The following is a 20,701-nucleotide window of genomic DNA, read 5'->3' as shown; positions in this document are numbered from 1 at the left end:
GAGGGCATTGAGAGGGATCTGATGGGTATCGAGGAGAAGCTGCCGAGCGGCTTCCTGCTCACCAGCGTGGAGGCCGCCGCAGGGTGGGTGCGGAAGGCGTCGCTCTTCCCCGCCACCTTCGGCCTGGCCTGCTGCGCGATCGAGATGATGACGACCGGCGCCGGCCGCTACGACCTGGCCCGGTTCGGCATGGAGGTGTTCCGCGGCTCCCCGCGGCAGGCCGACCTGATGATCGTGGCCGGCCGGGTCAGCCAGAAGATGGCCCCGGTGCTGCGCCAGGTCTACGACCAGATGGCCAACCCGAAGTGGGTCATCTCGATGGGCGTGTGCGCCTCCTCCGGCGGCATGTTCAACAACTACGCGATCGTCCAGGGCGTGGACCACATCGTCCCGGTCGACATCTACCTGCCGGGCTGCCCGCCCCGCCCGGAGATGCTGATGGACGCGATCCTCAAGCTGCACGAGAAGATCCAGCACGAGAAGCTCGGCGTGAACCGCCGCCGCGCCGAGGAGCAGGCCGAGCAGGTCGCGCTGCAGGCCACCCCGGTCAGCGAGATGCGGGGGCTGCTGCGATGACCGAGCAGAACGACGTGCCCGCCACCCGCAAGGAGATCCCCGTCGAGGTGATCGGCAAGCGCCAGGGCATGTTCGGCGCCCAGGGCACCGGTGACACCTCCGGCTTCGGCGGCCTCACCCGCCCCGTCGCGCTGCCGCCCGCGAGCACCCGCCCCTACGGCGGCTGGTTCGACGAGGTCGCCGACGAGTTCGAGGGCGCCCTGGAGGAGCAGGGCCTCGACGTGGCCGAGGTGGTCGAGAAGACCGTCGTCGACCGCGGCGAACTCACCTTCCACGTCGCCCGCGAGCACCTGCTGAAGGCCGTCCGCACCCTGCGCGACGATCCGGCGCTCCGCTTCGAGCTCTGCCTCGGCGTGAGCGGCGTCCACTACCCGACCGACAAGGGCCGCGAGCTGCACGCCGTCTACCACCTGCGGTCGATCACCCACACCCGGCTGATCCGGCTGGAGGTCACCGCACCGGACACCGACCCGCACATCCCGTCCGTCGTCAGCGTCTACCCGACCAACGACTGGCACGAGCGCGAGACCTACGACTTCTTCGGCCTGGTCTTCGACGGCCACCCCGCCCTCACCCGGATCATGATGCCGGACGACTGGCTGGGCCACCCGCAGCGCAAGGACTACCCGCTCGGCGGCATCCCCGTCGAGTACAAGGGCGCCCAGATCCCGGCGCCCGACCAGCGGAGGTCGTACAGCTGATGACCACTCACCACTACGAAGAGGCCGGCGCCCGCGAGACCACCGAAGGGCGCGTCTTCACCGTCACCGGCGGCGACTGGGGCGAGGTCGTCGAGTCCGTCGCCCGCGCCGACGACGAGCGGATCATCGTCAACATGGGCCCCCAGCACCCGTCCACCCACGGCGTGCTGCGGCTGATCCTGGAGATCGACGGCGAGACGGTGACGGAGGCCCGCTGCGGCATCGGCTACCTCCACACCGGCATCGAGAAGAACATGGAGTTCAGGACCTGGGTCCAGGGCACCACCTTCGTGACCCGCATGGACTACCTGACGCCGCTGTTCAACGAGACCGCCTACTGCCTGGCCGTCGAGAAGCTGCTCGGCATCACCGACGACGTCCCCGACCGCGCCAACGTGGTCCGTGTCCTCATGATGGAGCTCAACCGCATCTCCTCGCACCTCGTGGCGCTCGCCACCGGCGGCATGGAGATCGGCTCCACCACGCTGATGATCTACGGCTTCCGCGACCGCGAACTCATCCTGGACGTCTTCGAGCTGGTCACCGGCCTGCGGATGAACCACGCCTACATCCGCCCCGGCGGCCTCGCCCAGGACCTCCCGCCCGGCGCCGTCGACAAGATCCGCGAAGCGGTCGCGCTGTTCCGCTCCCGGATGCACGAGTACGACAAACTCGCCACCACCAACCCGGTGTTCAAGGCCCGCCTGGTCGACGTCGGCCACCTCGACCTGGCCGGCTGCCTCGCCCTCGGCGCCACCGGCCCGATCCTGCGCGCCACCGGCCTGCCGCACGACCTGCGCAAGACCGACCCCTACTGCGGTTACGAGGACTACGACTTCGAGGTCGCCACCGCCGACACCGCGGACTCCTACGGCCGGTTCCTGATCCGGCTGGAGGAGATGAAGCAGTCCCTGCGGATCGTCGAGCAGTGCCTCGACCGGCTGAAGCCCGGCCCGGTCATGGTCGGCGACAAGAAGATCGCCTGGCCCGCCCAGCTCGCCGTCGGCCCCGACGGCATGGGCAACTCCCTCGACCACATCCGGAAGATCATGGGCACCTCGATGGAGGCCCTGATCCACCACTTCAAGCTGGTCACCGAGGGCTTCCGGGTGCCCGTCGGCCAGGCCTACGCGGCCGTCGAGTCGGCCAAGGGCGAACTCGGGGTGCACGTGGTCAGCGACGGAGGCACCCGGCCCTACCGGGTCCACTTCCGCGACCCCTCGTTCACCAACCTGCAGACGATGGCGGCGATGTGCGAGGGCGGCCAGGTCGCCGACGTCATCGTCGCGGTGGCCGGGATCGACCCGGTGATGGGAGGCGTGGACCGGTGACCAACGTCGAACTCGGACTGCCGGCACTGCCGGCCAAGCCGTACCCGCAGGACGTCCACGAGCGGCTCGCCGCCGACGCCCGCGAACTGATCGGCCGGTACCCGGTCGCCCGCTCCGCGCTGCTGCCGCTGCTCCACCTCGTCCAGGCCGAGGAGGGCTGCGTCACCCCGACGGGCATCCGCTTCTGCGCCGAACAGCTCGACCTCACCACCGCGGAGGTCACCGCGGTCGCCACCTTCTACACCATGTACCGCCGCCGGCCGGCCGGCGAGCACCACGTCGGCGTCTGCACCAACACCCTGTGCGCCGTCCTCGGCGGCGACCAGATCTTCGACGAGCTCAAGCAGCACCTCGGCATCGAGAACAACCAGACCACCGACGACGGCAAGATCTCCATCGAGCACATCGAGTGCAACGCCGCCTGCGACTACGCCCCCGTGGTGATGGTCAACTGGGAGTTCTTCGACAACCAGACCCCCGAGAGCGCCAAGCAGCTCGTCGACGACCTGCGCGCCGGCCGGGAGGTCCACCCCACCCGCGGCGCTAAGCTCTGCTCCTTCAAGGAGACCGCCCGCATCCTCGCCGGCTTCCCCGACGAGCGCCCCGGCGCCGTCGACGAGTCCGGCGCCGGCGGCACCCCCTCCCTCGCGGGCCTCAAGCTCGCCAAGGGCGAGGCCCTGCCCGGCACCCCGGGCACCAAGGTGGTCGCCCCCCGCCACGAAGGGACCGAAGCGTGATGACCTCCGCCGAACCGGCCGAGAAGCTCCTGACGCCGGTCCTCTCCGCCAGCTGGGACGACGACCGCCCGTGGACGCTGGAGACCTACCTCCGCCACGACGGCTACACCGGCCTGCGCAACGCCCTCGCCATGCCGCCCGACGACGTCATCGCCCTCGTCAAGGACGCCGGACTGCGCGGCCGCGGCGGCGCCGGCTTCCCCACCGGCATGAAGTGGCAGTTCATCCCGCAGAACGACGGCAAGCCGCACTACCTCGTCGTCAACGCGGACGAGTCCGAGCCGGGCACCTGCAAGGACATCCCGCTGCTCTTCGCCAACCCGCACTCGCTGATCGAGGGCATGGTGATCGCCTCCTACGCGATCCGCTGCAGCCACGCCTTCGTCTACCTGCGCGGCGAGGTCGTCCCGGTGCTGCGTCGGCTGCAGGCCGCCGTCGCCGAGGCCTACGAGGCCGGCTACCTCGGCAAGGACGTCCTCGGCTCCGGCATCGACCTCGACATCACCGTGCACGCCGGCGCCGGCGCCTACATCTGCGGCGAGGAGACCGCCCTCCTCGACTCCCTGGAGGGCCGCCGCGGCCAGCCCCGGCTCCGGCCGCCGTTCCCCGCGATCGCCGGCCTCTACGCCTGCCCGACCGTGGTGAACAACGTCGAGTCGATCGCCTCCGTGCCGCCGATCCTCAGCCGCGGCAAGGAGTGGTTCAAGGGCCTCGGCACCGAGAAGTCCCCCGGCTTCACCCTCTACTCGCTGTCCGGGCACGTCACCAACCCCGGCCAGTACGAGGCACCGCTCGGCATCACGCTGCGCCAGCTGCTGGAGATCAGCGGCGGCATCCGGGCCGGCCACCGCCTCAAGTTCTGGACCCCGGGCGGCTCCTCCACCCCGATGTTCACCGACCAGCACCTCGACGTCCCGCTCGACTACGAGGGCGTCGGCGCCGCAGGCTCCATGCTCGGCACCAAGGCCCTCCAGGTCTTCGACGAGACCACCTGCGTGGTGCGCGCCGTCACCCGCTGGACGGAGTTCTACGCCCACGAGTCCTGCGGCAAGTGCACCCCCTGCCGCGAGGGCACCTACTGGCTCGTCCAGCTGCTCAAGCGGATCGAGGCCGGCCAGGGCGAGAGCGGCGACCTGGAGAAGCTCCTCGACATCGCCGACAACATCAACGGCAAGTCCTTCTGCGCCCTCGGCGACGGCGCCGCCAGCCCGATCGTCTCCTCGCTCCAGTACTTCCGCGAGGAGTACGAGCAGCACCTCACCGAGCGGCGCTGCCCGCTCGACCCCGCCGCCTCCACCGTCTGGGCAGGCCGGCACCACGCCCACGAGTCCGCCACCGAGAGGGAGGTGCACGCGTGACCACTGCAACGACCGGCGACTCCGCCGCGGGTTCGTCCACGGCCACCGACCTCGTCACGCTCACCATCGACGGCGTCGAGGTCCAGGTGCCCAAGGGCACCCTGGTCATCCGCGCCGCCGAGCAGATCGGCACCCAGATCCCGCGCTTCTGCGACCACCCGCTGCTCGACCCGGCCGGCGCCTGCCGCCAGTGCATCGTCGAGATCGAGGGCCAGCGCAAGCCGGTCGCCTCCTGCACCATCCCCGTCGCCGAGGGCATGGTCGTCCACACCCAGCTCAGCTCGCCCGTCGCCGAGAAGGCGCAGCGCGGCGTGATGGAGCTGCTGCTCATCAACCACCCGCTGGACTGCCCGGTCTGCGACAAGGGCGGCGAGTGCCCGCTGCAGAACCAGGCGATGTCCACCGGCGACGCCGACACCCGGTTCGACGGCGTCAAGCGGACGTACCCCAAGCCCGTCCCGATCTCCACCCAGGTCCTGCTCGACCGCGAACGCTGCGTGCTCTGCGCCCGCTGCACCCGCTTCTCCCAGCAGATCGCCGGAGACCCCTTCATCGACCTCGTCGAACGCGGCGCCCTCCAGCAGGTCGGCACCGGCGAGGGCGACGACTTCCGCTCCTACTTCTCCGGCAACACCATCCAGATCTGCCCGGTCGGCGCACTCACCTCCGCTGCCTACCGCTTCCGCTCCCGCCCGTTCGACCTGGTCTCCTCACCCGGCGTCTGCGAACACTGCTCCTCCGGCTGCTCGCTGCGCACCGACCACCGCCGCGGCAAGGTCATGCGCCGCCTCGCCGGCGAGGAGCCGCAGGTCAACGAGGAGTGGAGCTGCGACAAGGGCCGCTTCGCCTTCCGCTACGCCCAGCAGCGCGACCGGATCGCCACCCCGCTGGTCCGCGGCGAGGACGGCGAACTCGCCCCCGCCTCCTGGCCCGAGGCGCTCGCCCGGGCCGCCGAGGGACTGCGCGGCGCCCGCACCGGCGTGCTCGCCGGCGGCCGCGCCACCGTCGAGGACGCCTACGCCTACGCCAAGTTCGCCCGCCTGGTGCTCGGCACCAACGACGTGGACTTCCGGGCCCGCCCGCACAGCAGCGAGGAGGCGGACTTCCTGGCCGCCGCCGTCGCCGGCCGCGGCACCGACCTGGACGGCACCGGCCCCACCTACCAGCAGCTGGAGGACGCCCCGGCCGTCCTGCTCGCGGGCCTGGAGCCCGAGGAGGAGTCGCCGATCGTCTTCCTGCGGCTGCGCAAGGCCGTCCGCGACAAGGGCCAGCGCGTCTACGCGATCGCCTCCCACGCCACCCGCGGCCTCGGCAAGCTGCGCGGTGCGCTCCTGCCCGCCGCCCCCGGCACCGAGGCCGAGTGGCTGGCCGCCCTCGCGGGCGACGAGGTGCTCGCCGACGACGCCGGCCGGGCCGCCGACGCGCTGCGCTCGCCCGGCTCGGTGATCCTCGTCGGCGAGCGGCTCGCCACCACCGCCGGCGGCCTCACCGCCGCCCTGCGGCTCGCGCATGCCACCGGCGCCTCGCTCGCCTGGGTGCCGCGCCGGGCCGGTGAGCGCGGCGCCGTCGAGGCCGGCGCGCTGCCCGGCCTGCTGCCCGGCGGCCGCCCGGTCACCGTGCTCGCCGCCCGCGCCGAGGCCGCCGCCGCGTGGGGCGTGCCCGACCTGCCGTCCCGGCTCGGCCGCGACACCGACCAGATCCTCGCCGCCACCGCGGCCGGCGACCTGGACGCGCTGCTGGTCGGCGGCGTCGGCGTCGAGGACCTCGCCGACCCGGCGCTCGCCGAGGAGGCGCTCGCCCGGGCCGCGTTCGTGGTCTCGCTGGAGCTGCGGCCCTCCGCCGTCACCGCGCACGCCGACGTGGTGCTGCCGGTCGCCGCGGTCGCCGAGAAGGCCGGCACCTTCCTCGACTGGGAGGGCCGGGTCCGGCTGTTCGAGCCCGCGCTCAAGGCCGACCAGCTGATGCAGCGCCACCTGCACCCGGACGTGCGGGTGCTGCACATGCTGGCCGACGCGCTCGGCCGGCCGCTCGGCCTGCCGGACGTCACCGCGGCCCGCCGCGAGCTCGACGGCTTCACCCCGTGGACGGGCGACCGCCCGGCCGCCCCCTCCGCGCACCCGGCGCCGCTGCCCCGCCCGGCCACCGGCCAGGCCGTGCTGGCGGGCCACCGGTTGCTGCTCGACAACGGCACCCTCCAGGAGGGCGACGAGCACCTCGCCGGCACCCGGCACCCGGCCGTCGCCCGGCTCTCCGCGGCCACCGCCGCCGAGATCGGCGCCGCAGCCGCGCTGCGGGTCACCGGCCCGGCCGGCTCGGTCGTCCTGCCGCTGGAGGTCACCGAGGACATGCCCGACCGCACCGTCTGGCTGCCCCTCAACTCCACCCCCGGCGGCGCGCACCGCGCCCTGGGCACCACCGTCGGCCACCTGGTCACCATCGCACCGGCACAGGAGGCGTGATGCGAACCCTCGCCGAGCCCCAGATGCTCGCCGCCTACGACACGCTCGTCTTCTTCGGCCGCGACCCCTGGTGGCTGGTGCTGCTCAAGGCGGTCTTCGTCTTCGCGTTCCTGGTCGGCACCGTGCTGATCGCGATCGTGTGGGAGCGCAAGGTCGTCGCCTGGATGCAGCTGCGGATCGGCCCCAACCGGCACGGCCCCTGGGGCATGCTCCAGTCGCTCGCCGACGGCGTGAAGCTGGCCCTCAAGGAGGACCTGGTCGTCACCGGGGCCGACAAGGCGGTCTACGTCCTCGCCCCGATCGTCAGCGCGATCCCGGCGTTCATGGCCTTCGCGGTGATCCCCTTCGGGCCGGCCGACGACCAGGTGTCGATCTTCGGCACCCGCACCCCGCTGCAGCTCACCGACCTGCCGATCGCCCTGCTCTACATCCTGGCGACCGCCTCCGTCGGCATCTACGGCATCGTGCTGGCCGGCTGGTCCTCCGGCTCGACCTACCCGCTGCTCGGCGGCATCCGCTCCTCCGCCCAGATGATCAGCTACGAGATCGCGATGGGCCTGTCCTTCGCCGCGGTCTTCATCTACTCCGGCTCGATGTCGACCTCGGAGATCGTCGCCTCCCAGCAGCCGACCTGGTTCGCGGTACTGCTGCCGGTGTCGTTCATCGTCTACATCGTCGCGATGGTCGGCGAGACCAACCGGGCGCCGTTCGACCTCCCGGAGGCCGAGGGCGAGCTGGTCGGCGGCTTCAACACCGAGTACTCCTCGCTGAAGTTCGCGATGTTCATGCTCGCCGAGTACGTCAACATGGTGACCGTCTCGGCCGTCGCCTCGACGCTCTTCCTCGGCGGCTGGCGCGCCCCCTGGCCGATCTCGACCTTCTGGGAGGGCGCCAACCACGGCTGGTGGCCGATGCTCTGGATCATCGTCAAGATCCAGCTGCTGCTCTTCTTCTTCATCTGGCTCCGAGGCACGCTGCCCCGCCTGCGCTACGACCAGTTCATGAAGCTCGGCTGGAAGGTCCTCATCCCGGTCTCGCTGGTCTGGCTGGTGATGGTGGCCAGCGTCCGGGCCCTGCGCAACGAGGGCTACGACTTCGCCAACGTGGTGCTGTACGTCGGCGCCCCGATCGCCGCCGTCCTGCTGCTGGCCCTGGTCTGGGACCTGCTGCGGAAGAAGCCCGCCGCGGCCGAGCCCGCCCCGCCCGCCGCGTTCGACCCGATGGCCGGCGGCTACCCGGTGCCTCCGCTGCCCGGCCAGGAACTGCCGCCCGTCCCGCGCCGGCGCAGCCGCGCCCCGCAACTCCAGGACGCCCTCAACGGGGCCGACCACACCGAAGGGAGCTGAGCCGACGTGTCATCGGACGACACCTCAGGGCACGACGCGACAGCCAGGCCGTCGATCCTCGGCCCGGCCGCCGGCTTCGGCGTGACCTTCAAGGCCATGTTCAAGAAGCGGCTCACCGAGCAGTACCCGGAGCAGAAGAAGCCCACCGCCCCGCGCTTCCACGGCCGCCACCAGCTGAACCGGCACCCCGACGGCCTGGAGAAGTGCGTCGGCTGCGAGCTGTGCGCCTGGGCCTGCCCGGCCGACGCCATCTACGTCGAGGGCGCCGACAACCGGGACGACGAGCGCTACTCGCCCGGCGAGCGGTACGGCGCGGTCTACCAGATCAACTACGCCCGCTGCATCCTCTGCGGGCTGTGCATCGAGGCCTGCCCGACCCGCGCGCTCACCATGACCAACGAGTACGAGCTCGCCGACTCCACCCGGGCCGACCTGATCTTCACCAAGGAGCAGCTGCTCGTCGGCCTCACCGAGGGCATGGTCGACAGCCCGCACGCCATCTACCCCGGGGCCGACGAACAGGCCTACTACCGGGGCGAGATCACCCAGGCCGCGCCCGGCACCGTGCAGCAGGAGCGGCACCAGCACGAGAAGGAGGTGCAGCCATGACCTCCACCGGAGAGGCCGTCCAGTTCTGGATCCTCGCGGTGATCGCCGTCGGCGGTGCGCTCGGCATGCTGCTGATGAAGAAGGCGGTGCACAGCGCGCTCTGCCTGGCGGCGACGATGCTGGCGCTCGCGGTCTGCTACATGGCCCAGGGCGCGGTGTTCCTGGGCGTGGTGCAGATCGTCGTCTACACCGGCGCGATCATGATGCTCTTCCTGTTCGTGGTCATGCTGGTCGGCGTCACCAGCGCGGACTCGCTGAAGGAGCAGCTCAAGGGCCAGCGGTTCGCCGCGGTGCTCTGCGGGCTCGGCTTCGGCGTACTGCTGATCGCCGGCCTCGCCAACGCGAAGCTGCACAGCTTCACCGGCCTCTCCGGGGCCAACGCCGAGGGCAACGTGCAGGGCCTGGCCCGGCTGATCTTCACCAAGTACGTGTGGGCCTTCGAGGTCACCGGCGCCCTGCTGATCACCGCGGCGATCGGCGCGATGGTGCTGACCCACCGCGAGTACGTGCAGAAGCCGAAGACCCAGCGCGAGCTGGCCGCCCAGCGGGTCAAGGACAACCTGCAGGTGCCGCCGATGCCCGCGCCCGGGGTCTACGCCCGGCACAACGCGGTCGACGTCCCCGGCCTGCTGCCGGACGGCACCGTCGCCGAGGACTCGGTGATGGGCACCCTGCGCGAGCGCGGCCAGGTCCGCGACGTCAGCCAGGAGATGCTGCAGCGGATGGCGGAGCTGGAGGAGTCCACCGCCGACTGGCTGGGCCGCCCGTCCTCCGCCCGCCCGGCGACGCCCGAGCAGCGCGCCGCGCTGGAGACGGTACCGACGAAGGAGAAGAAGGAGGACGAGGCGTGAACCCGGTCAACTACCTCTACCTCTCCGCCCTGTTGTTCACCATCGGCGCGTCCGGTGTGCTGATCCGGCGGAACGCGATCGTGCTGTTCATGTGCGTCGAGCTGATGCTCAACGCCTCGAACCTGGCGCTGGTCACCTTCTCCCGGATGCACGGCAACCTGGACGGCCAGATCATCGCCTTCTTCACCATGGTGGTCGCGGCGGCGGAGGTCGTGGTCGGCCTCGCCATCATCGTGAGCATCTTCCGGACCAGGCACACCGCCTCGGTCGACGACAGCAACCTGATGAAGCTGTAGGCGGAGGGCCCACGGTGAACTCACTCATTCCGCTGCTGGTCGCGGTCCCGCTGGCCGGCGCCGCCCTGCTGCTGCTCGGCGGGCGCGCGCTCGACCGGTTCGGCCACTGGCTCGGCACCCTCGCGGCGGCCGCGTCCTTCGTGATCGGCCTGGTCCTCTTCGCCGAGATGCTCGGCCGGCCCACCGACCAGCGCCCCGTCCGCGAATTCCTCTACAGCTGGATCCCGGTGAACGGCTTCCAGGCCGACGTCGCCTTCCAGCTCGACCAGTTGTCCATGACCTTCGTCCTGCTGATCACCGGCGTCGGCACGCTGATCCACGTGTACTCGACGGGCTACATGGCGCACGACGAGCGCCGCCGCCGGTTCTTCGGCTACCTCAACCTGTTCCTGGCCGCCATGCTGCTGCTGGTGCTGGCCGACAACTACCTGCTGCTGTACGTCGGCTGGGAGGGCGTGGGCCTCGCCTCGTACCTGCTGATCGGCTTCTGGCAGCACAAGCCGAGCGCGGCGACGGCCGCCAAGAAGGCGTTCATCGTCAACCGCGTCGGCGACCTCGGGCTGTCGATCGCGATCATGCTGATGTTCGTCGAGTTCGGCTCCTTCGCCTTCGGCCCGGTGTTCGGGGCCGCCGACGGCGCGAGCGAGGGCAAGCTCACCGCGATCGCGCTGATGCTGCTGCTCGCCGCGTGCGGCAAGTCCGCCCAGGTGCCGCTGCAGTCCTGGCTCGGCGACGCCATGGAGGGCCCGACCCCGGTCTCCGCACTGATCCACGCGGCGACCATGGTGACCGCCGGCGTCTACCTGATCGTGCGCTCGGCGGACATCTTCAACCTGGCGCCCGACGCCCAGCTCGTGGTGACGGTCGTCGGCGCGGTCACCCTGCTCTTCGGTGCGATCGTCGGTTGCGCCAAGGACGACATCAAGAAGGCGCTGGCCGGCTCGACGATGTCGCAGATCGGCTACATGGTGCTGGCCGCGGGCCTCGGCCCGATCGGCTACGTCTTCGCGATCATGCACCTGGTCACCCACGGCTTCTTCAAGGCCGGGCTCTTCCTCGGCGCCGGATCGGTCATGCACGGCATGAACGACGAGGTGAACATGCGCCACTACGGGGGCCTGCGGAAGTACATGCCGATCACCTTCGCCACCTTCGGCCTCGGCTACCTGGCGATCATCGGCTTCCCCGGCCTGTCCGGCTTCTTCTCCAAGGACAAGATCATCGAGGCGGCGTTCTCCAGGGGCGGCACGGAGGGCTGGATCCTCGGCCTGTGCGCCCTGGTCGGCGCGGCCGTCACCGCGTTCTACATGACCCGCGTGATGATGATGACCTTCTTCGGCGAGAAGCGCTGGCAGGCCGACCCGGAGACCGGCGAGGAGCCGCACCCGCACGAGTCGCCCAAGGTCATGACGCTGCCGATGGTGGTCCTCGCGGTCGGCTCGGTCTTCGCCGGTGCGCTGTTCACCTATGGCGACGCCTTCCTGAAGTGGCTGGAGCCGGTCACCGGTTTCGAGGAGGGCCACCCGCCGATCCCGGCGGCCGCCGTCACCGTGCTCACCACCGTCTGCATGCTGGCCGGCGTCGGCCTGGCCTACGCGATGTACGGCCGCAGCCGGATCCCGGTCACCCCGCCGGTGGGCTCCGCGCTCACCCGGGCCGCCCGCCGCGACCTGCTCCAGGACGACTTCAACCACGCCGTCCTGGTCCGTCCCGGTTCGGCGCTCGCCGCGACCCTGGTCTGGTTCGACAGCCGCGGCCTGGACGGCTTCGTCAACGGCCTCGCCGCCACCATCGGCGGCGTCTCCAGCCGGCTGCGGCGGGTGCAGACGGGCTACGTCCGCACGTACGCGCTCTCCATGTTCGGCGGCACGCTCGTGCTGGTCGCCACCACCCTGCTCATGAGGTCGGTCTGATGGAAGGTCACACCATGACTGCTGAGGCTCTGCGGGGAGGCCGGCCATGAGCTACCTGCTGACCGCGACCTGTGCCGTGCCCGCCGCGGGCGCGGTGGTCACCGCCGCGCTGCCGGCGGGCAACAGCGAGGCCCGCCGGCGCACCACCAAGGCCGTGGCCCTGGCCGTCTCGGCGGCCACCCTCGCGCTGACCGCCGTCGTCGCCGCCCGGTTCGAACCGGGCGGCCCCCGCTACCAGCTGACCGAGTCCCACAGCTGGATCCGCTCCTTCGGCATCTCCTTCTCGCTCGGCGTGGACGGCATCGGCGCCGTCCTCGTCCTGCTCACCGCCGTCCTGGTGCCGCTGGTGATGCTCGCCTCCTGGCACGACCCCGACCCGGCCCCCGCCCCCGAGGGCAGCTTCGAGGCCAAGCGCCGTACCCAGGGCTTCTTCGCCCTGATCCTGGCGGTCGAGGCGATGGTGCTGGTGTCCTTCCTGGCCACCGACGTCTTCGTCTTCTACGTCTTCTTCGAAGCCATGCTGATCCCGATGTACTTCCTGATCGGCGGCTTCGGCGACCGGGCGGGCGGGCCCGACGCCGGGAAGCAGCGCTCCTACGCCGCGGTGAAGTTCCTGCTGTACAACCTGCTCGGCGGCCTGGTCATGCTGGCCGCGGTGATCGGGCTGTACGTCGTCGCCGCCGACCAGGACCTCGCCACCTTCGACCTGCCGACGCTCACGGGCGCGATCGCCGACGGCAAGCTGGCGATCGACCCGACCGCGGAGAAGGCGCTCTTCCTCGGCTTCTTCTTCGCCTTCGCGGTGAAGGCGCCGCTCTGGCCGCTGCACACCTGGCTGCCGAACGCGATGGGCGAGTCCACCGCCGGAACGGCCGTCCTGATCACCGCGGTCGTCGACAAGGTCGGCACCTTCGCGATGCTGCGGTACTGCCTCGGCCTCTTCCCGGACGCCTCCAAGACCTTCGCCCCGGCGATCCTCGTGCTCTCGCTGATCGGCATCGTCTACGGCGCCCTGGTGGCCATCGGCCAGAAGGACATCAAGCGGCTGGTGGCCTACGCCTCCATCTCGCACTTCGGCTTCATCATCATGGGCATCTTCGCGCTGACCAGCCAGGGCCAGACCGGAGCCACCCTCTACATGGTCAACCACGGCATCTCCACCGCCGCATGGATGCTCGTCGCCGGCTTCCTGATCTCCCGCCGCGGCTCGCGCCTGATCGCCGACTACGGCGGCGTGCAGAAGGTCGCCCCGGTGCTCGCCGGAACCTTCCTGATCGGCGGACTCGCCACCTTGTCGCTGCCCGGCATGGCGCCGTTCGTCAGCGAGTTCCTGGTGCTGGTCGGCACGTTCAGCCGGTACCCGGCCATCGGCATCGCCGCCACCTTCGGCATCGTGCTGGCCGCGCTGTACGCCCTGCTGCTGTACCAGCGCACCATGACCGGCCCGGTGAAGCCCCGGATGGAGGGCATGCCGGACCTCAAGGTCCGCGAACTCGCCGTCGTGGCACCGCTGGTGGCGCTCACCCTGCTGCTCGGCGTGTACCCCAAGCCGCTCACCGACATGGTGAACCCGGCCGTGGACGCCACGCTCTCCCAGGTCCACCAGACCGACCCGGCACCGGCCCACCCGGTCGCCGCCACCACCGGAGGTGAGCACGAATGAGCCCCACCCTGTGGCTCGCCGCCGCGGGCGGCAACAGCGCGAGCATCCCCGCCCCGCACATCGAGTACGGCCAGCTCTCCCCGATGCTGATCGTCTTCGCCGCCGCGGTCGTGGGCATCCTCGCCGAGGCCTTCGTGCCCCGCCGGGCCCGCTACGGCGTCCAGATCGGCGTCTCGCTGCTCGGCCTCGTCGGCGCCTTCGCCGCGGTGGTCGTGCTGGCCGCCCAGGGCCACGCCACCACCGAGGCCGGCCTGCTCGCGATGGGCTCCGTCGCGATCGACGGCCCGGCGCTCTTCCTGCAGGGCGTCATCCTGCTGACCGCGGTGATGGCCGTCCTCACCTACGCCGAGCGCCGGCTGGAGCCGCGCCGGGGCGGGCACGGCGTCGACTCCTTCACCGCCCAGGGCGGCGCCGTCCCCGGCGGCGACCAGGAGCGCGAGGCCACCCGGGCCGGCTTCACCACCACCGAGGTCTTCCCGCTCACCCTCTTCGCCGTCGGCGGCATGCTGCTCTTCCCCGCCGCCAACGACCTGCTGACCATGTTCGTGGCGCTGGAGGTGCTCTCCCTCCCGCTCTACCTGCTGTGCGGTCTCGCCCGGCGGCGCCGGCTGCTCTCCCAGGAGGCGGCGCTCAAGTACTTCCTGCTCGGCGCGTTCGCCTCGGCGTTCTTCCTCTTCGGCACCGCCCTGCTGTACGGCTACGCGGGCAGCGTCCAGCTCGGCGACATCGCCGACGTGGTCTCCGGGGTCGCCCCGGTCACCCCGGCGCTCACCGTCACCACCCAGAACGACGCGCTGCTGCTGATCGGCCTGGCCATGCTGGCCGTCGGCCTGCTGTTCAAGGTCGGCGCCGTGCCGTTCCACGCCTGGACCCCGGACGTCTACCAGGGCGCCCCGACCCCGGTCACCGGCTTCATGGCCGCGGCCACCAAGACCGCCGCCTTCGGTGCGTTCCTGCGCCTCTTCTACGTGGCCTTCCCCGGCCTGAAGTGGGACTGGCGGCCGGTCATGTGGGGCGTCGCCATCCTCACCATGGTGGCGGGCGCGATCCTGGCGGTCACCCAGCAGGACGTGAAGCGGCTGCTCGCCTACTCCTCGATCGCCCACGCCGGCTTCATCCTCACCGGTGTGATCGCCACCAACCGGCAGGGCCTGAGCGCCGTCCTCTTCTACCTGCTCGCCTACTCCTTCGTGACGCTCGGCGCCTTCGCCGTGGTCACCCTGGTGCGGGACTCCAAGGGCGAGGCCACCCACCTGTCCAGCTGGGCCGGCCTCGGCCGGCGCTCCCCGCTGGTCGCGGCGGTCTTCGCACTGTTCCTGCTGGCCTTCGCCGGCATCCCGCTGACCAGCGGCTTCACCGGCAAGTTCGCGGTCTTCCAGGCCGCGGCGGCCGGCGGCGCCACCCCGCTGGTGATCGTCGGCGTGCTCAGCTCGGCCGTCGCGGCGTTCTTCTACATCCGCGTCATCGTGCTGATGTTCTTCTCCGACCCGCAGCCGCAGGGCCCCTCGGTGGCCGTGCCCAGCCCGCTCACCGCCACCGCCATCGGCGTCGGCGTGCTGGTCACCCTCGGCCTCGGCCTGCTGCCGCAGTACTTCCTCGACCTGGCGTCGAAGGCCTCGCTCTTCGTCCGCTAGGTCGCCCGGCCCCCTGCCCGGCAACCGACGCCCGGCCCCCGCCGCTCGGCGGGGGCCGGGCGCGTCCGTACCCGCCCGTGTCCGTCCGGGCGCCCGAACGGTCTTCCGGACGGCCCTCCCGAGCACCCCGACGCGCTGCTTGGGGACATGCCCGTGCTGTGATCCACTCGTGACCGGATACGCTGCCTAGTGCGTGCAGCAGTACGCGCAGAGGCGGCGACCAGGGGGACCAGGCCGCTGGGAACGACCAGGGACAGGAGTGGTCTTCGTGACCGTCGTGGGGCCCTTCGGGCTGAGCGTGCAGGACCGCGATCTGACCCGTGACGTCCAGACCGGGATGGACGCGGTCGAGACCGCGCTCGCCGAGGCGGTGAAGAGCGAGGTTCCGTTCATCACCGTCACCGCCAGCCACCTCATCGAGGCCGGCGGCAAGCGCTTCCGCCCGCTGCTGGTCATGCTCGCCGCCCAGTTCGGCGACCCGTACGCGCCCGGCGTGGTGCCGGCCGCGGTCGTCGTCGAGCTCACCCACCTCGCCACGCTGTACCACGACGACGTCATGGACGAGGCCCCCGTCCGCCGCGGCGCCCCCAGCGCCAACTCCCGCTGGGACAACTCGGTCGCCATCCTCACCGGCGACTTCCTCTTCTCCCGCGCCTCCCAGGTCCTCGCCGACCTCGGCCCGGAGGCCGTCCGGATCCAGGCCGACGCCTTCGAGCGCCTCGTCACCGGCCAGATCCTGGAGACCGCCGGCCCCCGCCCGGCCGACGACCCGCTGCAGCACTACCTGGACGTCATCGCCGGCAAGACCGGCTCGCTGGTCGCCGTCTCCTGCCGCTTCGGCGCCCTGATGTCCGGCGCCGAGCCGTGGATGGTCGACATCCTCACCCAGTACGGCGAGCGCATGGGCACCGCCTTCCAGCTCGCCGACGACGTGCTCGACATCGCCAGCGACAGCCACGAGTCCGGCAAGACCCCGGGCACCGACCTGCGCGAGGGCGTCCCCACCCTGCCGGTGCTGCTGCTGAAGCAGACCCCGGTGGACGAGGACGACCCCGCCGACCTGCGGCTGCGCGAGCTCCTGGACCGCGACCTCGCCGAGGACGACGAGCTGCACGGCGAAGCGCTGCGCCTGCTGCGCCGCCACCCCGCCCTGGAGCGTGCCCGCCGGGAGACCCTGCGGTACGCCGAGGAGGCCCGCGCGCTGCTCGGCCCGCTGCCGGAGTGCCCGGCCAAGGCCGCCCTGCAGGGGCTCTGCGACGCGGTCGCGATCCGTACCATGTGAGTTTCGGGTGGGAGGGCCGGTCACGGGGGCGGCCCACCGTGTCGAAGGGGGCTCGTCACCAATGCTGCGCGTCGTGATCGCCGAGGATTCCGTCCTGCTGCGGGAGGGCCTCACCAGGCTGCTCACCGACCGGGGGCTGGAGGTGGTCGCCGGCGTCGGCGACGGCGAGGCGCTGCTGAAGACCCTCCACGACCTCGCGCAGGCCGAGGCCCTGCCGGACGTGGTCGTGGCCGACGTGCGGATGCCCCCCACCCACACCGACGAGGGCGTGCGCGCCTGCGTCACCCTGCGCGGGCTGTACCCGGGGGTCGGGGTGCTGGTCTTCTCGCAGTTCGTGGAGGAGCGGTACGCCGGCGAGCTGCTGGCCGGCTCCACCCGCGGCGTGGGCTACCTGCTGAAGGACCGGGTCGCCGACGTCCGCGAGTTCGTGGACGCGGTCGTCCGGGTGGCCGGCGGCGGCACCGCGCTCGACCCGGAGGTCGTCCAGCAGCTGCTCATCCGCAGCCGCCGCGGGGACGTCCTGGAGGGCCTCACGCCGCGCGAACGCGAGGTGCTCGGGCTGATGGCCGAGGGCCGCACCAACGCGGCGATCGCCCGGCAGCTGGTGGTCTCCGACGGCGCCGTGGAGAAGCACGTCAGCAACATCTTCCTCAAGCTCGGCCTCGGCCAGAGCCCCGAGGACCACCGCCGGGTGCTCGCGGTGCTCACCTACCTGAACTCCTGACCGCACCCGTCCGCTCCCGGTTGCCCGGCGATCGAAGATGGCGCATCGAGCGACTCCACGTGCCCGAGTTCCGGTCCGGTGATCCCCGTCCGCCTTAGGATGCGAGTGGTGCACCAGGCGGACGGGGCACACGGCTCACGCCCGCGGCTGGCGCCCACGAGGAGGTCCGCGGCAGTGACCAGTCAGGTCGATCAGTCAGAGGCAGTGGACGGCTCGGACGGGGGCGAGGGCCGGGCCGGCTCGGCGCCTCCTTCGGCCAGGCAGGGGCGTCCCGTCAAGCCCACCCAGCGGCTCGACCGGGTGATCATCCGGTTCGCCGGGGACTCCGGCGACGGCATGCAGCTCACCGGTGACCGCTTCACCTCGGAGACGGCGTCCTTCGGCAACGACCTCTCCACCCTGCCGAACTTCCCGGCCGAGATCCGGGCACCCGCCGGCACCCTGCCGGGCGTCTCCAGCTTCCAACTGCACTTCGCCGACCACGACATCCTGACCCCCGGCGACGCCCCCAACGTGCTGGTGGCGATGAACCCGGCCGCGCTCAAGGCCAACCTGCCCGACGTGCCGCACGGCGCCGAGATCATCGTCAACACCGACGAGTTCACCAAGCGGGCCCTGGCGAAGGTCGGCTACGCCGCCGACCCGCTCGCCGACGGCTCGCTGGACGCCTTCCGGCTGCACAAGGTGCCGCTGACCACCCTGACGCTGGAGGCGCTCAAGGAGAGCGGCCTGGCCCGCAAGGACGCCGAACGCGCCAAGAACATGTTCGCGCTCGGCCTGCTCTCCTGGATGTACCACCGCCCGACCGGCGGCACCGAGACCTTCCTGCGGCAGAAGTTCGCCAAGAAGCCGGACATCGCCGAGGCCAACATCCTGGCCTTCCGTGCAGGCTGGAACTTCGGCGAGACCACCGAGGACTTCGCGGTCTCCTACGAGATCGCCCCGGCCGCACTGCCCTCGGGCACCTACCGCAACATCTCCGGCAACCTGGCGCTCTCCTACGGTCTGATCGCCGCCTCGACACGCTCGGGCCTGCCGCTGTTCCTCGGGTCCTACCCGATCACCCCGGCCTCGGACATCCTGCACGAGCTGTCCAAGCACAAGAACTTCGGCGTGCGGACCTTCCAGGCCGAGGACGAGATCGCCGGCATCGGCGCCGCCCTCGGCGCGGCCTTCGGCGGCGCGCTCGGCGTCACCACCACCTCCGGCCCCGGCGTCGCCCTCAAGTCGGAGACCATCGGCCTGGCCGTCTCCCTCGAACTGCCGCTGCTGGTCGTGGACATCCAGCGCGGCGGCCCGTCCACCGGCCTGCCCACCAAGACCGAGCAGGCCGACCTGCTGCAGGCGATGTTCGGCCGCAACGGCGAGGCACCCGTGCCCGTCGTCGCCCCGGCCACCCCCGCCGAGTGCTTCACCGCCGCCCTGGAGGCGGCCCGGATCGCGCTGACCTACCGCACCCCGGTCTTCCTGCTCTCCGACGGCTACCTCGCCAACGGCTCCGAACCCTGGCGCATCCCCGCCGTCGACGAACTGCCCGACCTCGCCGTCGACTTCGCCACCGAGCCGAACCACGAACTGCCCGACGGCAGCCGCGCCTTCTGGCCCTACAAGCGCGATGCGCGCACCCTGGCCCGCCCCTGGGCGGTGCCCGGCACCCCCGGCCTGGAGCACCGGATCGGCGGCATCGAGAAGCAGGACGGCACCGGCAACATCTCCTACGACCCGGCCAACCACGACTTCATGGTCCGCACCCGGCAGGCCAAGGTCGACGGCATCGAGGTCCCGCCGCTGGACGTCGACGACCCGCACGGCGACGCCCGGGTCCTGGTCCTCGGCTGGGGCTCCACCTACGGGCCGATCACCGCCGCCGTGCGCCGGGTCCGCGCCGACGGCGGCCGCATCGCCCAGGCCCACCTGCGCCACCTCAACCCCTTCCCGGCCAACCTGGGCCAAGTGCTGCACGGCTACGACAAGGTCATCGTCCCCGAGATGAACCTCGGCCAGCTCGCGCTGCTGCTGCGCGCCAAGTACCTCGTGGACGCCCAGTCCTACAACCAGGTCCGCGGACTTCCTTTCAAGGCCGCCCAGTTGGCCGATGTGCTGCACGCGGCGATCGGCACCCTCGACGCGGAGGACCAGCGATGACCGAATTCCGATCGCTCTCCCTGGTGCCCAAGGCCGACGGTCCGCAGAGCGCCAAGGACTTCAAGACCGACCAGGAAGTCCGCTGGTGCCCCGGCTGCGGCGACTACGCGATCCTCGCCGCCGTCCAGTCCTTCATGCCCGAACTCGGCGTCCGCCGCGAGAACACCGTCTTCGTCTCCGGCATCGGCTGCTCCTCACGCTTCCCGTACTACATGAACACCTACGGGATGCACTCCATCCACGGCAGAGCGCCGGCGATCGCCACCGGCCTCGCCACCTCCCGGCGCGACCTCAGCGTCTGGGTGGTCACCGGCGACGGCGACGCGCTCTCCATCGGCGGCAACCACCTGATCCACGCCCTGCGGCGCAACGTCAACCTGAAGATCCTGCTGTTCAACAACCGGATCTACGGCCTCACCAAGGGCCAGTACTCGCCCACCAGCGAGGTCGGGAAGATCACCAAGTCCACGCCGATGGGCTCCCTGGACGCGCCGTTCAACCCGCTCTCGCTGGCGATCGGCGCCGAGGCCACCTTCGTCGCCCGCACCATCGACTCCGACCGCCAGCACCTGCAGTCCGTGCTGCGCGCCGCCGCCGAGCACCAGGGCACCGCCCTCGTGGAGATCTACCAGAACTGCAACATCTTCAACGACGGCGCCTTCGAGGTCCTCAAGGAGCCCGGCACCCGCGACGAGGCGCTGATCCGCCTCGAACACGGCCGGCCGATCCGCTTCGGCACCGACCAGGGCGTCTTCCGCGGCCCCGGCGGCGAACTCGCCGTCGCCGCCGTCACCCCGGAGGACGAGGCCGAGGTGCTCGTCCACGACGCGCACACCCCAGGCCCCGCCACCGCCTTCGCCCTCACCCGGCTCGCCGACGCCGACACCCTGCACCACACCCCGATCGGGGTGCTCCGCTCCGTCGAGCGGCCGGTCTACGACGACCTGATGGCCGAACAGCTGGAGCGGGCCGCCGCCGACCGCGGCCCCGGCGACCTGGGCGCCCTGCTCACCGGCAACGACACCTGGACGGTGGTCTGACCGCACGTCGGCGCGGGCCCCGGGGGTGCACCCCCG

General features: G+C 71.5%; 17 protein-coding genes. All 17 read left to right on the top strand.

Annotation, left to right across the window (positions count from 1 at the left end; genetic code table 11):
• Window positions 1-21: 21 nt before the first annotated feature.
• The 17 genes from AB0442_RS08895 (at window position 22) to AB0442_RS08815 (ending at window position 20,665) form a co-directional block, all read left to right on the top strand.
• Window positions 22-576 carry an NADH-quinone oxidoreductase subunit B family protein gene (locus tag AB0442_RS08895; protein WP_263104039.1) on the top strand — a complete coding sequence of 185 codons (555 nt, stop codon included), beginning with the start codon at window positions 22-24 and terminating at the stop codon, window positions 574-576.
• The gene (locus AB0442_RS08890) at window positions 573-1,277 is read left to right on the top strand and encodes an NADH-quinone oxidoreductase subunit C (protein WP_366161701.1); all 705 of its coding nucleotides are present in this window, start codon (window positions 573-575) and stop codon (window positions 1,275-1,277) included. Before AB0442_RS08895 ends, AB0442_RS08890 begins: the two co-directional genes overlap by 4 nt.
• Window positions 1,277-2,608: an NADH-quinone oxidoreductase subunit D gene (locus AB0442_RS08885; protein ID WP_366161700.1), complete on the top strand. Its 1,332-nt coding sequence runs from the start codon at window positions 1,277-1,279 to the stop codon at window positions 2,606-2,608. The genes AB0442_RS08890 and AB0442_RS08885 overlap by 1 nt, the downstream gene beginning before the upstream one ends.
• Window positions 2,605-3,345, top strand: coding sequence for an NADH-quinone oxidoreductase subunit NuoE (gene nuoE, locus AB0442_RS08880; RefSeq protein ID WP_363540871.1), 741 nt, complete (start codon window positions 2,605-2,607; stop codon window positions 3,343-3,345). Before AB0442_RS08885 ends, nuoE begins: the two co-directional genes overlap by 4 nt.
• Window positions 3,345-4,703: an NADH-quinone oxidoreductase subunit NuoF gene (gene nuoF / locus AB0442_RS08875; RefSeq protein ID WP_344626407.1), complete on the top strand. Its 1,359-nt coding sequence runs from the start codon at window positions 3,345-3,347 to the stop codon at window positions 4,701-4,703. The genes nuoE and nuoF overlap by 1 nt, the downstream gene beginning before the upstream one ends.
• Window positions 4,700-7,162, top strand: a complete 2,463-nt coding sequence (locus AB0442_RS08870; protein WP_366161698.1) for an NADH-quinone oxidoreductase subunit G — start codon at window positions 4,700-4,702, stop codon at window positions 7,160-7,162. The genes nuoF and AB0442_RS08870 overlap by 4 nt, the downstream gene beginning before the upstream one ends.
• Window positions 7,162-8,508 carry an NADH-quinone oxidoreductase subunit NuoH gene (gene nuoH, locus AB0442_RS08865; protein WP_366161697.1) on the top strand — a complete coding sequence of 449 codons (1,347 nt, stop codon included), beginning with the start codon at window positions 7,162-7,164 and terminating at the stop codon, window positions 8,506-8,508. The genes AB0442_RS08870 and nuoH overlap by 1 nt, the downstream gene beginning before the upstream one ends.
• A 6-nt stretch (window positions 8,509-8,514) precedes the next feature.
• Window positions 8,515-9,117 carry an NADH-quinone oxidoreductase subunit NuoI gene (gene nuoI, locus AB0442_RS08860; protein WP_363540874.1) on the top strand — a complete coding sequence of 201 codons (603 nt, stop codon included), beginning with the start codon at window positions 8,515-8,517 and terminating at the stop codon, window positions 9,115-9,117.
• Window positions 9,114-9,968, top strand: a complete 855-nt coding sequence (locus tag AB0442_RS08855) for an NADH-quinone oxidoreductase subunit J (protein ID WP_366161695.1) — start codon at window positions 9,114-9,116, stop codon at window positions 9,966-9,968. The genes nuoI and AB0442_RS08855 overlap by 4 nt, the downstream gene beginning before the upstream one ends.
• Complete coding sequence (gene nuoK / locus AB0442_RS08850) at window positions 9,965-10,264, top strand: NADH-quinone oxidoreductase subunit NuoK (RefSeq protein ID WP_030268988.1); 300 nt, start codon at window positions 9,965-9,967, stop codon at window positions 10,262-10,264. The genes AB0442_RS08855 and nuoK overlap by 4 nt, the downstream gene beginning before the upstream one ends.
• A 14-nt stretch (window positions 10,265-10,278) precedes the next feature.
• The gene (gene nuoL / locus AB0442_RS08845) at window positions 10,279-12,177 is read left to right on the top strand and encodes an NADH-quinone oxidoreductase subunit L (protein WP_366161694.1); all 1,899 of its coding nucleotides are present in this window, start codon (window positions 10,279-10,281) and stop codon (window positions 12,175-12,177) included.
• A 46-nt stretch (window positions 12,178-12,223) separates the two neighbouring features.
• The gene (locus tag AB0442_RS08840; RefSeq protein ID WP_366161693.1) at window positions 12,224-13,840 is read left to right on the top strand and encodes an NADH-quinone oxidoreductase subunit M; all 1,617 of its coding nucleotides are present in this window, start codon (window positions 12,224-12,226) and stop codon (window positions 13,838-13,840) included.
• Window positions 13,837-15,474: an NADH-quinone oxidoreductase subunit NuoN gene (gene nuoN, locus AB0442_RS08835; protein ID WP_366161692.1), complete on the top strand. Its 1,638-nt coding sequence runs from the start codon at window positions 13,837-13,839 to the stop codon at window positions 15,472-15,474. Before AB0442_RS08840 ends, nuoN begins: the two co-directional genes overlap by 4 nt.
• Window positions 15,475-15,742: 268 nt before the next feature.
• On the top strand, window positions 15,743-16,756 hold the full coding sequence (locus AB0442_RS08830) for a polyprenyl synthetase family protein (RefSeq protein WP_366161691.1): 1,014 nt from the start codon (window positions 15,743-15,745) through the stop codon (window positions 16,754-16,756).
• 61 nt (window positions 16,757-16,817) lie between these two features.
• The gene (locus tag AB0442_RS08825; RefSeq protein ID WP_366161690.1) at window positions 16,818-17,480 is read left to right on the top strand and encodes a response regulator transcription factor; all 663 of its coding nucleotides are present in this window, start codon (window positions 16,818-16,820) and stop codon (window positions 17,478-17,480) included.
• Between the two features lie 174 nt (window positions 17,481-17,654).
• On the top strand, window positions 17,655-19,625 hold the full coding sequence (locus AB0442_RS08820) for a 2-oxoacid:acceptor oxidoreductase subunit alpha (RefSeq protein ID WP_366161689.1): 1,971 nt from the start codon (window positions 17,655-17,657) through the stop codon (window positions 19,623-19,625).
• Window positions 19,622-20,665: a 2-oxoacid:ferredoxin oxidoreductase subunit beta gene (locus AB0442_RS08815; protein WP_366161688.1), complete on the top strand. Its 1,044-nt coding sequence runs from the start codon at window positions 19,622-19,624 to the stop codon at window positions 20,663-20,665. Before AB0442_RS08820 ends, AB0442_RS08815 begins: the two co-directional genes overlap by 4 nt.
• Window positions 20,666-20,701 lie beyond the last annotated feature (36 nt).

Origin of the sequence: Kitasatospora sp. NPDC085895, from assembly GCF_040702125.1 — a bacterium.
In the GTDB taxonomy this organism is placed as follows: Bacteria; Actinomycetota; Actinomycetes; order Streptomycetales; family Streptomycetaceae; genus Kitasatospora; species Kitasatospora arboriphila.
The sequence above is the reverse complement of the archived record's forward strand: the minus strand, read 5'-3'. Positions and strand labels throughout refer to the sequence as shown.